This window comes from Cellulomonas sp. Root485, from assembly GCF_001426705.1.
GTDB lineage: Bacteria > Actinomycetota > Actinomycetes > Actinomycetales > Cellulomonadaceae > Cellulomonas.
In genome coordinates this window covers 374,694-388,628 of record NZ_LMFC01000004.1, presented here as the reverse complement: position 1 = coordinate 388,628, position 13,935 = coordinate 374,694, and the positions used below count along the sequence as shown (strand labels likewise).

The 13,935-nt window shown below is 70.8% G+C and carries 13 protein-coding genes; 8 read left to right on the top strand and 5 right to left on the bottom strand.

Translation table 11 applies throughout. From position 1 onward, the window contains the following. The first annotated feature begins 135 nt into the window (after positions 1-135). Positions 136-555 carry a hypothetical protein gene (locus tag ASD16_RS19345; protein WP_055921587.1) on the top strand — a complete coding sequence of 140 codons (420 nt, stop codon included), beginning with the start codon at positions 136-138 and terminating at the stop codon, positions 553-555. A gap of 4 nt (positions 556-559) precedes the next feature. On the opposite strand, the gene ASD16_RS19340 is transcribed toward ASD16_RS19345, so the two are convergent. From ASD16_RS19340 to ASD16_RS19330, 3 genes are all read right to left on the bottom strand, one after another. After that, a complete protein-coding gene (locus ASD16_RS19340) occupies positions 560-1,240 on the bottom strand; it encodes a metalloregulator ArsR/SmtB family transcription factor (protein WP_055921820.1) in 681 nt (226 codons plus the stop codon). A 92-nt stretch (positions 1,241-1,332) separates the two neighbouring features. After that, entirely contained in the window at positions 1,333-2,862 is a 1,530-nt protein-coding gene (locus ASD16_RS19335; RefSeq protein WP_055921817.1) for an alpha-N-arabinofuranosidase, read from the bottom strand. Positions 2,863-2,944: 82 nt separating this feature from the next. Beyond that, positions 2,945-3,943, bottom strand: coding sequence for a LacI family DNA-binding transcriptional regulator (locus ASD16_RS19330; RefSeq protein WP_055921584.1), 999 nt, complete (start codon positions 3,941-3,943; stop codon positions 2,945-2,947). A gap of 343 nt (positions 3,944-4,286) precedes the next feature. Here ASD16_RS19330 and ASD16_RS19325 point away from each other — a divergent pair, with 343 nt between their 5' ends. The 5 genes from ASD16_RS19325 to ASD16_RS19305 all read left to right on the top strand — a co-directional run bounded on the left by ASD16_RS19325 (position 4,287) and on the right by ASD16_RS19305 (position 9,943). Further along, on the top strand, positions 4,287-5,957 hold the full coding sequence (locus tag ASD16_RS19325; RefSeq protein ID WP_055921581.1) for an extracellular solute-binding protein: 1,671 nt from the start codon (positions 4,287-4,289) through the stop codon (positions 5,955-5,957). Positions 5,958-6,028: 71 nt separating this feature from the next. Further along, complete coding sequence (locus ASD16_RS19320; RefSeq protein ID WP_082571000.1) at positions 6,029-7,063, top strand: sugar ABC transporter permease; 1,035 nt, start codon at positions 6,029-6,031, stop codon at positions 7,061-7,063. Next, positions 7,057-7,989 carry a carbohydrate ABC transporter permease gene (locus tag ASD16_RS19315; RefSeq protein WP_082570999.1) on the top strand — a complete coding sequence of 311 codons (933 nt, stop codon included), beginning with the start codon at positions 7,057-7,059 and terminating at the stop codon, positions 7,987-7,989. Before ASD16_RS19320 ends, ASD16_RS19315 begins: the two co-directional genes overlap by 7 nt. Positions 7,990-8,120: 131 nt before the next feature. Continuing rightward, positions 8,121-9,251 (top strand): ABC transporter permease, encoded by a 1,131-nt coding sequence (locus tag ASD16_RS19310; RefSeq protein WP_200943008.1) that lies wholly within the window; start codon positions 8,121-8,123, stop codon positions 9,249-9,251. Continuing rightward, positions 9,248-9,943: an ABC transporter ATP-binding protein gene (locus ASD16_RS19305; RefSeq protein ID WP_055921578.1), complete on the top strand. Its 696-nt coding sequence runs from the start codon at positions 9,248-9,250 to the stop codon at positions 9,941-9,943. Before ASD16_RS19310 ends, ASD16_RS19305 begins: the two co-directional genes overlap by 4 nt. A gap of 51 nt (positions 9,944-9,994) precedes the next feature. Here ASD16_RS19305 and ASD16_RS19300 read toward each other — a convergent pair whose 3' ends face one another. Next, entirely contained in the window at positions 9,995-10,582 is a 588-nt protein-coding gene (locus tag ASD16_RS19300) for a TetR/AcrR family transcriptional regulator (protein WP_055921575.1), read from the bottom strand. A gap of 70 nt (positions 10,583-10,652) precedes the next feature. Next, positions 10,653-12,287 (bottom strand): beta-xylosidase, encoded by a 1,635-nt coding sequence (locus tag ASD16_RS19295; RefSeq protein WP_055921572.1) that lies wholly within the window; start codon positions 12,285-12,287, stop codon positions 10,653-10,655. Between the two features lie 132 nt (positions 12,288-12,419). Between ASD16_RS19295 and ASD16_RS19290 the strand changes: the two genes are divergently transcribed. Together ASD16_RS19290 and ASD16_RS19285 are read left to right on the top strand one after the other, a co-directional pair. Continuing rightward, entirely contained in the window at positions 12,420-13,466 is a 1,047-nt protein-coding gene (locus ASD16_RS19290) for a LacI family DNA-binding transcriptional regulator (protein WP_157454028.1), read from the top strand. A gap of 27 nt (positions 13,467-13,493) precedes the next feature. Beyond that, a complete protein-coding gene (locus ASD16_RS19285) occupies positions 13,494-13,910 on the top strand; it encodes a nitroreductase/quinone reductase family protein (RefSeq protein ID WP_055921566.1) in 417 nt (138 codons plus the stop codon). The last annotated feature ends 25 nt before the right edge of the window (positions 13,911-13,935 follow it).

The window sequence follows — 13,935 nt, the reverse complement described above, 5'->3', positions numbered from 1 at the left end:
CCGGCGACCGACGTTCTAGCGTCTAATCCGTCGTCCTTTAGAAGAACGCCAGCCACGTTCCTCCACGGACGTGCCGCCCACGACGCGAGCGTCACGTCACCCCCGGAAGCAGAGCGAACGGCCCGAGGAGGACCGATGTCTCGACCCCGAAAGATCCGGACCCTGACCGTCGCAGCGGTCACCTTCCTCTCAACCGCGCTCGCCGGCGCCGCCCCGGCGGCCGCGAGCGCGGACACGACTCCCCCGAGCACCCCGGTCCTCGGCTACACCGCGGGCTTCCAGTGCCTGATGCTCATCGTCGGCACCCAGCGATCCACCGACGACGTCACGCCGCAGTCCCAGATCGTCTACCGCGTGCTGGCGAACGGCGTCGAGATCGGCGTGCTCACCGACCAGGGCGCCTACTCGGGCGTCTACGGCGTGCTGCACCTCCTGCAGCCGGGCACCAGCACGGTCTCCGTGCAGGCGGTCGACCAGGCGGGCAACCGCTCACCCAGCCGTTCGACGACGGCGTGGGGCTACTACACGCCCGGCTGCACCCCGGGTCACCTCTGACCGCTCAGGGCTCCCGGACGATCACGCAGCAGCGGTCGGGGCCGGGGTCGAGCCGCGCCGACAGCGCGCCGGGACAGATCGCGTCGATGACGCCGTCAACCAGGTCCCGGTTCATCGAGCAGACGAGCCCCGTGTAGTCCGCGGCGAGCCGGTGGAACGGGCAGTTGGTCAGCACGATCTGGTCGTCGACCGTGCGCGGCTCGTACCCGTGGCGCGCCAGCACCCCGCTGACGGCGTCGCGACCGCCGGCCTCGTCGACGGGGCCGTCCCTGCCGACCCGGCGGCCTGTCTCGCGGGCCGCCGCGTGCAGGGCGTCCCCGACCGGGATCCCGTCGCGGTCCACGAGGGTGAGGGCCTCGGCCATGACGCGGCCCGCCAGGTCGTACCGGCGCTCCGGCAGGCTGACCGCGATCTCCCGGGCGGCGCGCCGGTACAGCTTCGAGGGGCGGCCTGCGCCCGGCCCGCCACGACCGGGGGGACGCCGGTACTCCACCTCCAGCAGCCCGGCCGCGACGAGCTTGTCGAGATGGAACTTGGCGACGTGGTGCGCGACGCCGGTACCGCCGGCCGCCGACTCGCGGCTGACCGGCTCACCCTGGGCGACGACGTAGCAGTACAGCTCTCGACGCACCGGTTCGCCGAGCGCCGCCACGCCCGCCACGTCGGCCGTGAGCTCCTCCGACATCGCCGCCACCTCCAGCCGACCGACCTGCCCTGTGACGGGCACTCTATCGTTCGGCAAACTCTCCGTTGGAGCCGCGGCCGACCGCCGTAGGGTCACGCGAGGTCGAGCGCCACGGTGACGTACGAGTGCGCCGGCAGGTCGACCGCCAGACCCCGCGGGTGCGCCCGCACCCCTGCGTGGGACGCGGGCGCCACGGCGTCGCGCTGCTCGGGGGTGTTGTGCGCGTCGAGCGTGGCGGCCGTCAGCACGCGTGCGGTGTGGCCCACGACGTCCCGGCCGCGCAGGTCCAGCACGAGGGTGCGGTCCTCGTCGGCGTCCAGGTTCGACAGGGAGACGAGCGCGGTGTCGTCCTTGACGGACGCGGACGCGGAGACCAGCGGCAGCGCGGCGGAGCCCTCGACGTGGCGGGTCGGCACGTCGCGCAGGTGCACGGTGAGGGCGCCGGCGTCGTGATGACCGACGTTCATCGCGAACACGTGGTACGTGGGCGTGAGGACGAGCGCGCCCGTGTCGGGGTCCGTGAGGATCATCGCCTGGAGCACGTTGACGGTCTGGGCGATGTTCGCCATCACGACCCGGTCGGCGTGGTCGTGGAACGCGTCGAAGTGGAGTGCGGCCACGAGCGCGTCGCGCAGGGTGTTCTGCTGGTACAGGAACCCGGGGTTCGTGCCCTTCTCGACGTTCCACCACGTGCCCCACTCGTCCACGACGAGCCCGACCTTGCGGTGCGGGTCGTGCCGGTCCATGACCGTCGAGTGCCGGGTCAGCAGCTCGTCCATGTACCGCGCACGCGCCATCGTCACGTACCACTCGTCGGTGCTGAACGCCGTCGCGTCGCCCTTGTCGGCCCACGGGCCGCTCATCGTGTAGTAGTGCAGGGACAGGGCCTGGAACGGTCCCGCGGCGGCCGCCGGGTCGGCGGCGAGATCGCCCAGCGACCGCATCAGCGTCTCGGTCCAGTGGTAGTCCGCGTCGCTCGCCCCGGCTGCGATCCGCGTGAGCGTGTTGCCGCCCTGGTTGCGTGCGTAGGTCGCGTACTGCCGGGCGAGCGAGGCGAACTGCTCAGCGCGCAGATTCCCGCCGCAGCCCCAGGCCTCGTTGCCCAGGCCCCAGAACGGCACCCGCCACGGCTCCTGACGCCCGTTCGCCCGCCGGAGGGCAGCCATCGGCGAGTCGTCCGCCCGGGTCAGGTACTCGACCCACTCGCTCATCTCACGCACGGAGCCCGACCCGATGTTCGCCGACACGTACGGGTCGGCCCCGAGGAGCTCGCACAGGTCCATGAACTCGTGCGTGCCGAACGCGTTGTCCTCGACCACGTCGCCCCAGTGCGAGTTCACCATCCGGGGCCGGTCCGCACGCGGGCCGATGCCGTCGCGCCAGTGGTAGTCGTCCGCGAAGCAGCCGCCCGGCCACCGCAGGTTCGGGATCGCGATCGCCCGCAGCGCCTCCACGACATCGGTGCGGATGCCGCGCACGTGGGGCTCCGTGGAGTCCTCACCCACCCAGAACCCCCCGTAGATGCAGCGACCCAGGTGCTCGGCGAAGTGCCCGTAGACGTGCCGGGAGATCGTCGCCCCCGGCAGGTCGAGGTCGATGACGGCGGTCGGGGTGGTGCTCACGGTGGTCCTCTCGATCGGGCAGGTGGGACGGAGCACGACCGCGGCGTTGCGGTGGCTCCGGTGGGCGCCGGGCGCCTGGGATCTACCGGCGGGTCGACCCGCGGACCACGAGGCTGACCGGCGCGACGACGTGCTCGGCCGGCCCGTCACCGCCGGCCATCCGCCGGTGCAGCAGTCCGACGGCGTGCTGGGCGACCCCGTGGTGGTTCGGGTCGACGGACGTGATCCCTGGCGGGACGAAGCTCGACACCTCGAGGTTGTCGAACCCCGCGAGCTGGACCTCGTCGGGCACGCGCAGCCCGCGGTCGGCCAGCGCGGCCACGGCACCGAGCGCGATGACGTCCGTCGCGGCGAAGATGCCGTCGAAGGGCAGGCCCGACGCGATGACGTCGTGGAGCGTGGCGCGGGCGGTGTGCGAGGAGTACGTCGCGATCGGCACGACGTACCGCTCGTCGACGGGGAGGCCTGCGTCGCGGTGGGCGGTCTCCCAGCCCAGTCGCCGGTCCGACGTCATCATGTGCGCCCGGTCGAGCGTGCAGCCGAGGGCCAGGATGCGGCGCGATCCGCGCTCGATCATGTGCGCGGTGGCCAGGCGGGCCCCCTCTTCGTTCGCCAGCCGCACGTGGTCGAAGTGGGCGGGCACGTCGCGCTCGCCCAGGAGCACGATCGGCTTCGACGTCCGCACGCGGCTCAGCTGCTCCGGGTCGAGCCCGGCCACGGACAGCAGGACGCCGTCGTAGAGCTGGAGCCGGGCGACGCTCACCGCCTCCATCTCGTACTGCGGGCTCGCGCTGGTCCGCTCCAGGACGAGGTGGCGCCCCTGCGCCTCGACCAGGGGCGCGATCTCGTCGGCGACCTCGCCGAAGTAGTCGTGGAAGCTGGGCACGATCAGCGCGACCGTGTCGGTCCGGCCCGCCCGCAGGTGCCGGGCGGTCAGGTTCACCTCGTAACCGAGCGCTTCGACCGCAGCCAGGACGCGTTCCCGCGTCGGCCCGCCGACCGGAAGACGTTCGTTGAGCACGTTCGACACGGTCATGACCGAGACGCCCGCCTCACGCGCGACGTCGGACATCGTCACCATCGGCATCCTCCTGCGGGGATTGTGTCAGGCGGGAGACCCCGCGAGGCCTCGACCATCTGACCGCCGCTGCGCGAGTTCGCAGACTATATCGATAAAACGCGCCGCGCCGGAAGCCCGGCGACCGTCCACGCGGCCGGGCGCGCCGTCGCGCGCCGGTCGCCCCACAGCTCCTCCGGTCACGAGTCGGTCACAGGTTCACGACAGTCGCGCAAAGGGTTGACTCTGCGAGTGGTTGCTCCTATTTTAACGCTAAAATTGCGACGCGACCGGTGTGGACCCCCTCGCACCTCAAGGCGGCATGGATCTCGGGCGACGGCGCCCGCGACGTTCTCAAAGGAGAGACATGAAGCTTGACCTGGCACCACGCCTGACCCACCGCGCACGGCACCGCGTGACCGCGCTCGTCGCGGCCACGGCCCTGATCAGCCTGGCTGCGTGCAGCTCCGGCGGCTCGGGCGACGACGACGCCGGCGAGAACGACGCGGCGTCGATGAGCGACTACGCCGCCGACACCACCTTCAAGGCCACCGAGCCCGTGACCTTCTCGATGCTCTGGACGGACTGGCCCGAGACCCCGATCACGGACTCGTGGGAGATCTTCGACGAGATCGAGGAGCGCACCAACGTCTCCCTCGACCTGACGAACATCCCCTTCAGCGACGCCGTCGAGAAGCGCAGCCTGCTCATCAGCTCGGGCGACGCGCCCGACATCATCCCGCTCATCTACACGGGCGACGAGCAGCAGTTCGCGGCCTCCGGGGCGGTGCTCCCGCTCAGCGACTACGAGAAGTACATGCCCAACTTCCGCAAGTACGTCGAGGAGTGGGACCTGGGCGACATGGTCGACAACCTGCGCCAGGCGGACGGCAAGTACTACATGACGCCGGGCCTGCAGGAGGTCTCCGTCCCCACGTTCACGGTCCTCATCCGCAAGGACATCTTCGACGAGGTGGGCGCCCCGATCCCCGAGACCTGGGACGAGCTGCGCGACGGGCTGGTGAAGATCAAGGCCAAGTACCCGGACAGCACCCCGCTCGCCGACGGCTTCGAGGGCGCGTCGATGCTCAACTACGCCGCGCACGCGTTCGGCACGGTCGCCGGCTGGGGCTTCGGCAACGGCACGTTCTGGGACGAGGACAAGGGCGAGTTCGTCTACGCCGCCACCAACGACGGCTACAAGGACATGGTCGAGTACTTCCACGGCCTGGTCGAGGACGGCCTGCTCGACACCGAGTCCTTCACCGCCGCGAACGACGGCAGCGGCACGGTCACCGAGAAGTTCGCCGCCGGGCAGGTCTTCGCCGCCTCCGGCGCGAACGGCACGGTCAACGACTTCTCCACCGCGCTCGACGCCACCGTCGGCAAGGGGAACTACGAGGTCGTGCAGATCGCCCCGCCGGGTGGCGAGGCCGGTCAGGTGGTCGAGCCGCGCAACTTCTGGAACGGCTTCATGCTCACGTCCGAGGCCAAGAACCACCCGAACTTCATCGCGATGCTGCAGTTCCTCGACTGGCTGTACTACAGCCCCGAGGCTCGCGACCTGCTGCGCTGGGGTGTCGAGGGCGAGACCTACACGAAGGCCGACGGGAAGTACACGCTGAACCCGGCGTTCTCCCTGGACGCCTTCAGCATCAACCCGGACGCACCGACGGACATCCTCAAGGACCTCGGCTACTCGAACGACGTGCTCGCCGGCTCGACCGAGTCGCGCGCGTTGAAGGAGTCGTACAACGCGCCCCAGTACGTCGAGTACATCGACTCGGTCCTGTCCACGCGCACGCCGCGCGACCCGTTCCCGCCTGCGCCTCTGGACGAGGCCGAGCTCGAGCAGGCCTCGCTCCTCGCGACACCGCTCAAGGACACCGTCGACACCAACACGCTGCGGTTCATCCTCGGCGAGCGCCCGCTCAGCGAGTGGGACGCCTACGTCGGCGAGCTCGAGTCGCAGAACCTGCAGGGCTACCTGGACCTGATCAACGGCGCTCACGAGCGCTACGCCGAGGACAACGGCTGACCGGTCCGAGCCCGAGGTCCGGTGGGGCGGCGACGCCGCCGCCCCACCGGCGGTCGTGGAAGGTGTGACAGATGACCATCCCGCGCGAGCGCACGGACGCCGTGCTCGTCGCCGACGACCCCAGGGGGATCGGCGCGACGCCCGGAGAGCCCCCGGTCGACCCGGTGCGGCGACCACCACGCCCGACACGCCAGAAGGTGGCGAAGGTGCCCTGGCGCCTGGCTCTGCGGCGGGACGGCGCGCTGTACCTGATGGCGCTCCTGCCGCTGCTGTTCCTCCTGGTGTTCCGCTACCTGCCGATGGTCGGGAACGTCATCGCGTTCCGCCGGTTCCGTCCGGGGGGCAGCATCTTCGGCGAGGAGTGGGTCGGGCTGCGCTACGTGCGCATGTTCATCGAGGACCCGACGTTCTGGCACGTCTTCACCAACACGGTGATCCTCGGGGGCCTCACCCTTCTCGTCTGCTTCCCGCTGCCGATCATCCTGGCGCTCCTGCTCAACGAGGTGCGCACGAAGTGGTTCAAGGGCGCCGTCCAGTCGATCTCGTACCTGCCGCACTTCCTGTCGATCGTGATCGTGGCGGGGATGGTCATGCAGCTCACCTCCCTGCAGGGCACCGTGAACCAGATCGTCGAGGGGTTCGGCGGTGAGGCGATCCCGTTCCTGCAGCGACCCGAGTGGTTCCGGGCGATCTACGTCGGCTCCGAGGCGTGGCAGACCGTCGGCTGGGGCACGATCCTCTACCTCGCAGCCCTCACGACGGTCGACAGCTCGCTGTACGAGGCGGCCCGCATCGACGGCGCCAACCGGTGGCGGCAGACGTGGCACGTGACCCTCCCGGGCATCCGGCCCACGATGATCACGCTGCTCATCCTCAACATCGGTCTGTTCCTCAACGTGGGCTTCGAGAAGGTGCTGCTCCTCTACACGCCCCTGACCTACTCGACCGCCGACGTCATCTCGACCTACCTCTACCGGGTCGGCCTCGTGTCCAACAACTTGAGCTACGCGGCAGCCATCGGCTTGTTCCAGGCCGTCATCGGCCTGGTCATGGTGCTGTCCGCGAACTTCATCTCGAAGCGAGTGGTGGGAGCAAGCCTGTGGTGAGCACGGATCTGACGCCCCGGGTCGACGAACGAGCCGGCGTGCCGGTCGGCCCGCGCGACTCCCGCGGCTACCGCCTGTTCACCGGGCTCAACGCGACCGCTCTGGTGCTTGTCACCCTGCTGATCCTGTACCCGTTCGTCACGCTGCTCGCGCAGTCGTTCTCCAGCTCGGGAGCGATCAAGGCCGGCCTGGTGAACGCCGTGCCGGTCGGCTTCAACCTCGAGACGTACCGCGTGGTGGCCGGCGACGACCGGTTCTGGACGAGCTACGGCAACACCGTGCTGTACACGGTGGTCGGGACCGTCATCGCGATGGTGCTCACGACGACCTTCGCCTACGCGATCTCGAAGCCGCACCTGCGCGGCCGCAACGCGCTGATCGGGATCGCCGTCTTCACCATGTTCTTCAACGGCGGGATCATCCCCAACTACGTCCTCATCTCCTCGCTCGGCATGAAGAACACCATGTGGGCCCTCGTCCTGCCCGGGGCGCTGTCGGTGTTCAACCTCCTGGTGATGAAGTCGTTCTTCGAGAACATCCCCCGCGAGCTCGAGGAGGCCGCCCAGATCGACGGCCTGGGCTGGTTCGCGATCTTCACCCGGATCGTGCTGCCGCTGTCCAAGGCCGTCATCGCGACGATGATCCTGTTCTACTCGGTCGCCTACTGGAACGACTGGTTCACGGCGTTCCTCTACCTCGACGAGGACAACCTCTTCCCGCTGTCGCTGTTCCTGCGCAACCTCATCGCGGGTGCGACGACGACCACCGCGGCGAGCGCGGCGGCGGCGGGGACCACGTCGGCCGCCATCTCGGCGAACATCCAGGCCGTCACCATGATCCTGGCGATCCTGCCGATCCTGTGCGTCTACCCGTTCGTCCAGCGCCACTTCGTCTCAGGCGTGATGCTCGGCTCGGTGAAGGGCTGAGGGCCCCGAGCGCGCGCCGCGCTGTGTGACCGATCCCTCGCGGTCTGCAGGGAGTATCCCGACATGGTGTCGGTAAGATGTCGACACCATGTCGGGAAAGGCATGGCTCCCTGCCGCCCTGGAGGTCCTCGGTGTTCCTCGCTCTGCGCGAGCTAGCTTTCGCGCGCACCCGCTTCGGCCTGATGGCCGCCGTCATCGCGCTCATCGCCGTCCTCATGGTCCTGCTGTCCGGCCTGTCCTCCGGCCTGGTGGTCGACGGCGTCTCCGGGCTGATGCGCAGCCCGATCGGCGCCATCGCCTTCTCCGAGGGGACGAAGGACGACTCGGCCTTCACCCGGTCCGAGGTCACCAGGGCCCAGTCCCAGATCTGGGCGGATCGCGACGACGTCGCGGACGCCGAGCTGCTCGGCACCGCGATCGTCAACGCCAAGAACGCCGACGGGAGCGCGCTGGACCTCACGCTGTTCGGCGTCGAGCCGGACGGGTTCGTGGCACCGTCCGCCGCGGAGGGCCGCGAGCTCACCGGTACCGGCGAGGCCGTGCTCAGCTCGTCCGCGCGCGACGCGGGCGTCGACCTCGGCGACGTCATCACGCTCGACCGCCTCGGCACCGAGCTCACCGTGGTCGGCTTCACCGCGGACCAGCGGACCTTCGGGCACGTGGACATCGCGTTCGTCCCCCTGACCACCTGGCAGGAGGTGCACGCCGGAGTGACGGCCGGTGAGCAGGCCGACGCGGACGCGTACGACGTCGCCAGCGCCGTCGCCCTGCGCGGGCTCGACGGTCAGGTCCCGGACCTGGCCGCGGGCGACGCCGCAGCGGGCACGTCCGCCCGCACCCTCGAGGCCGCGTTCGACTCCTCCCCCGGCTACACCGCCGAGACGATGACCATGGAGATGATCAAGGCGTTCCTCTACGCCATCTCCGCGCTCGTCGTCGGGGCGTTCTTCACGCTGTGGACGGTGCAGCGCACTCGGGAGCTCGCCGTGATGCGCGCCATGGGCGCCTCGACGCGCTTCCTGCTCACCGACGGTGTGCTGCAGGCGGCGATCCTGCTGACCGGGTCCCTGGTCGTCGGCGTGGGCGCGGGTCTCGCCTTCGGGAGCCTCCTGGAGGGCACCGGCATGCCGTTCGCCCTGCAGTCCGGTCCCGTCCTGACCGGCGCCGCCCTGCTCCTCGGGCTCGGCCTGGCCGGCGCGGCCATCGCCACGGCTCGTATCGCCTCCATCGACCCTGTGACCGCGCTGGGAGAGAACCGATGACCACCACCGCCTCGAGCACCCGCACCCGGACCGGCCTCAGCCTCACCGACGTCACCCTGACGTTCGGCGACGGCGACGACCAGGTCGCCGCCCTCGACCACGTCGACCTGACGGTCGCGCCCGGCGAGCTGATCGCGATCGTCGGACCCTCGGGCGCCGGCAAGTCCAGCCTCCTGGCCGTCGCCGGCGGCCTGACCCGGCCCACCTCCGGATCGGTCGTCGTGGCCGACACCGACCTGATCGCGCTGTCACCGCGCGCGCTGGCGGCGTTCCGACGCGACCACCTGGGCTTCGTGTTCCAGTCCGGCAACCTGGTGCCCGCCCTCACGGCCCTCGACCAGCTCCGGCTGGTGGAGAAGATCACCGGCCGGCGCGCCGCCACACTACCGCTGGAGCTGCTCCGGGCCGTGGGGATGGAGAACCACGCAGGTCGTCGCCCGGGACGCCTCTCCGGTGGTGAGCGCCAGCGCGTCGGTATCGCCCGGGCGCTCGTCGCCTCGCCGTCGGTGCTCCTGGTCGACGAGCCCACGGCAGCCCTGGACCGGCGCCGGAGCCACGAGATCGTCGAGGTGCTCGCGCACCAGACGCACGAGTTCTCCGTCGCGACCGTCATGGTCACCCACGACCACGACGTGCTCGGGCACTGCGACCGCGTCCTGGAGATGGTCGACGGACAGCTGCGCCCGGTCTGACCCGCCGACGCCCGGCGCCCGGTGGAGACCGGACGCCGGGCCTCGGCGTGGTCAGCCCTGTTCGACCGCCCGCAGGTACGCGTCCATCAGGGACGCCGCAGCGGTGTAGGCGCGCTCGAGGTCGCCGTCCTGCTCCACCCGACGCGACGCCGCGTGCACGAGCGCGTTGACCAGCTCGCTGGTGGTCGCCGGGTCCGGCACGCCGATCTCGACGAGGGCGCCGACGACGGGCAGCAGGAGCTGGTCGTGGAACTCGCGCGACTGCCGCGCCAGGTCCTCCGACGGCGCCACCATCGCGAGGGTGCGCGCCAGGGCGTGCTCGCCGTCCGCCACGAGCTCCAGGTTGGCGCGCAGGAACGCCAGCACGCGCGCCCGGGGGCTGGTCGCCGCGGCCACCGCGGCGTCGAGCCGCTGCTGCCACCGCGGGAACGAGTCCGCGACGACGGCGGCCAGCAGGTCCTCGCGCGACGCGTAGTACTGGTACACGCTCGACCGGGACAGACCGGCCAGCGCACCGACCTCGGCAAGGGACGGCACCGTGTCCGGCTGCGCGGTGAGCAGCGCACGGGCCGCCTCCAGCAGCGCCTGCTCCCGCGCGGCCCGGTGCTGGACCACGGTCGGGGCGTCGATGCGGGGCACACCCCATCCTCTCAGTCGACAGCAGCACGGGAGCGGCAGGGACGCGCACCGCACCCGGACGGTCTGCCGCTCAACCCTCCTGCACGAGCGACGCCACCGCCCACGGAGGCAGATCGAGCAGGATCTCCAGGACGCCGGTGTCCGGCACGACGAGCGTCTCCCGGTGCAGCGCGTCGGCGACGCCGCGCAGCCGTTCCGTCTCCAGCGGCGTGAGGTTCAGCGGCTCGCCCAGGTGGTGCCACGCCTCGGCGACGTTGCCGTGCTCCCAGTCGAGCACCTCCAGGGTGAGGCGTGTCCCCGGCGCGAGCCCCTCGACGGTGTGCTGGACGGTGCGGCGGGGACCCAGGTCCTTCAGCGCACGCGTCGCGTCGTAGGTGATCCGTGAGCCGATCGACCTGGTCCCCATGTCGTCCGGGTAGTTGAGGAAGACGGCCGCGAGCGCGCCGTCGCGGCCGCGACGCGTGATCACCCCGTCGGGCGTCGACAGCAGGAGCCGGTCGCCCAGCCGCGCCAGCATCGCCATCGCGTGGAACGTGGGCTTGTGGATGCCCTGCTCGTTGACCAGTCCGAAGCCGCCGTGGAACGGGCCGATGCCGCCACCGCCCTCCTCGAAGACGTCGGTGAAGGTCCAGTAGGAGATCGAGTCGGCCAGCGCGGCTCCCTTGAGGAACGCCCGCGTGATGTAGGTGGCGGCGAAGAGCGTGTCGTGCATCCGGTCGCGGCTGGACGGCGAGCTCGACCACTCGCTGATGTGCAGCTCAGCGTCGGGGAAGGGGCCCTCGTCGATGATCGCGCGCATCACGACCAGGTCGTCGTAGGTCGCGTCGACGTGCCGCTGGATGGGTCGTCCCTCTCCGTCGGCGCCGAACGCGTAGTCCGTCGGGTACAGGTGGGTCGACAGGAAGTCGACCGGGACGTCACGGGTCGCGCACCAGTCGACGAACTCGTGGATCCACACCGGCTGCCAGTCGAGCGCATCGGGATCGGTCGCCTCCGCCGTCGCGACCTCGGCCGACCTGTCCTGCGTCTCCCCGGCGTAGCGCGCGTCCGGCACGAAGACGCTCGTGGACGGTCCCCCGACCCGGAGCCCTGCGTCGATGTCCTTGAGCGCCCGGGCCGTCGCCTCGTACAGCTCGAAGTACTGCGTCCGCGTGCCCGTCCAGAAGTGCGGCACCAGGTTCGGCTCGTTCCACACCTCGAAGCGCCACTCGCGGACCTCGTCGAGTCCGTACCGCTCGATCCAGTGCCGCACCGTCGTGGTGACCAGCTCCACCCAGCGCCACATGTCCTGCGGCGGGCTGCCATGTGCCTTCCACCAGAACACGGTCTCGGTCTGCGTGGCGAGCTCGCGAGGCAGGAAGCCGAGCTCCACGAACGGCCGCGCTCCGGTGGCGAGGACGGCGTCGAACACCTTGTCGACGTAGGCGAAGGTGTAGACGGGCTCGGGCAGCGGCGTGGGCGGACCGAAGCCACCGCCGTCGGCGACGCGGTACACGAACATGTCGTCGTGGAAGACGCCGTGGAAGCGCACGAACCGCGCCCCCAGCACGTCGACCGCCTCGCGGAAGTGGGCCTGCCAGTCCGCACGCAGGGCCTCGTTCGCCCGTCCTGCTCCGACGCACGCGTTCCAGACGTGCCGGAGCTCGGTCTCGACCGGCGCCCGCCCGTCGATCAGGAGGGTGGCCGGCGCGGCGTCAGAAGACATGAGAGCTCCGATGCATCTCGAAATGTTTCGACCGGTGTTCGGTCGCCCGGCTATGCTAGCGAACGGCTAGCACGAGGGATTGCCCGCGACGGGTGTCCTGCATGACGAAAACATTTCGAGAGGATGGCCCCCATGGTCGGCCGCAGCAGACCCACGCTGGCCGACGTCGCGCGGGCCGCTGGGGTCTCGCCGGCCACCGCCTCCAAGGCGCTCAACGGCCGTCTCGACGTGGCGACGAGCACGCGTGAACGTGTCCTCGCAGCCGTGGCGGAGCTCGGGTACCGGCCGGGCACGTCGCCGGTCCCGGGCACGTCGCGTCGAGCGCTCGCGGTGGTCTTCGACCTCCCCGCGTCGCCCTACATCCTGAACGTGCTCCAGGGGGTGCTCGCATCGGCCACCGACGCGCACCTCGACCTGCTGACCCGCCTGGCCCCCGACCGGGCGACGCGCACGCAGCACGCCACCGCCCGCGCGTGGATCGCCGACCAGCGGTCCTCCGGCGTCGTCGGGATCGTGGGCCTGACGCTGTCCGAGCCCGACGGGCTGCTGGCTGCGGCCGCGGACGCCGGGCTGCCGTTCGTCATGGTCGACCCCGTCGACGCCCGGCACCGACCGATGGTGAGTGTCAGGTCGAGCAACTGGGCGGGAGCCCGCGCCGCGGCCGACCACCTGATCACGCTCGGCCACCGACGGATCGCCTGGGTCGGCGGCCCGGATGCCTCGACCTCCGCCCGGGACCGCTTCTTCGGCTACCGCGCGGCTCTCGAGTCGGCGGGGATCGAGCTGGACCCGGCGCTGGTGCGCAGCGACCGGTTCGAGGTCGACGCAGGCGCGCGGCATACCCGCGACCTGCTCACCATTGCCCACCCCCCGACAGCCATCATGGCGGCCGACGACGAGATCGCCGTGGGGGTGCTCGCCACCGCCCACCAGCTCGGTGTGCAGGTTCCGACGCAGCTCAGCGTCGTGGGGTTCGACGACACGCCACAGGCCGCCTGGACCACTCCCGCGCTGACCACCGTCCGCCAGGACCTGGACGGGATGGGGCGGCTGGCCGTCCACACGGTCCTCGCCATGTCCTCCGGGGAGCACCCGCAGTCGCGACACATCGAGCTGGCGACGTCGCTGACCGTGCGGGACACGACCGGGCCGGCCGCGACGCCGCCCGAGGAGCGGTAGCCGGCCAGGGGCGACGACACTGGGCACATGAGCGACTGGAACCAGCAGATCATCGACGAGTTCCGCACGAACGGCGGCGACGTCCGCACGAACGGCTTCGGCAAGGGTCTCGTCCTGCTCCACCACCGCGGTGCGAAGACCGGCGCCGAACGCGTCAGCCCCGTGGCAGGCATCCGGGTCGACCCGGACACGTGGCTCGCCGCAGCGTCCAAGGGCGGCGCGCCCGACAACCCGGCGTGGTTCCACAACCTGCTGGCGCACCCCGACGTCGAGATCGAGACACCGGACGACGGGATCGTGCCGGTGCGCGCGACACAGCTCCTCGGCGCCGAGCGCGACGCGGGCTGGGCCCGGTTCACGGCCCGCTCGGCAGGGTTCCGCTCGTACGAGCAGCGCACGACCCGCACGATCCCCGTGCTGCAGCTCACGCGCCGGGACACCTGACCCCAGACATCCGCCACACTTCCTC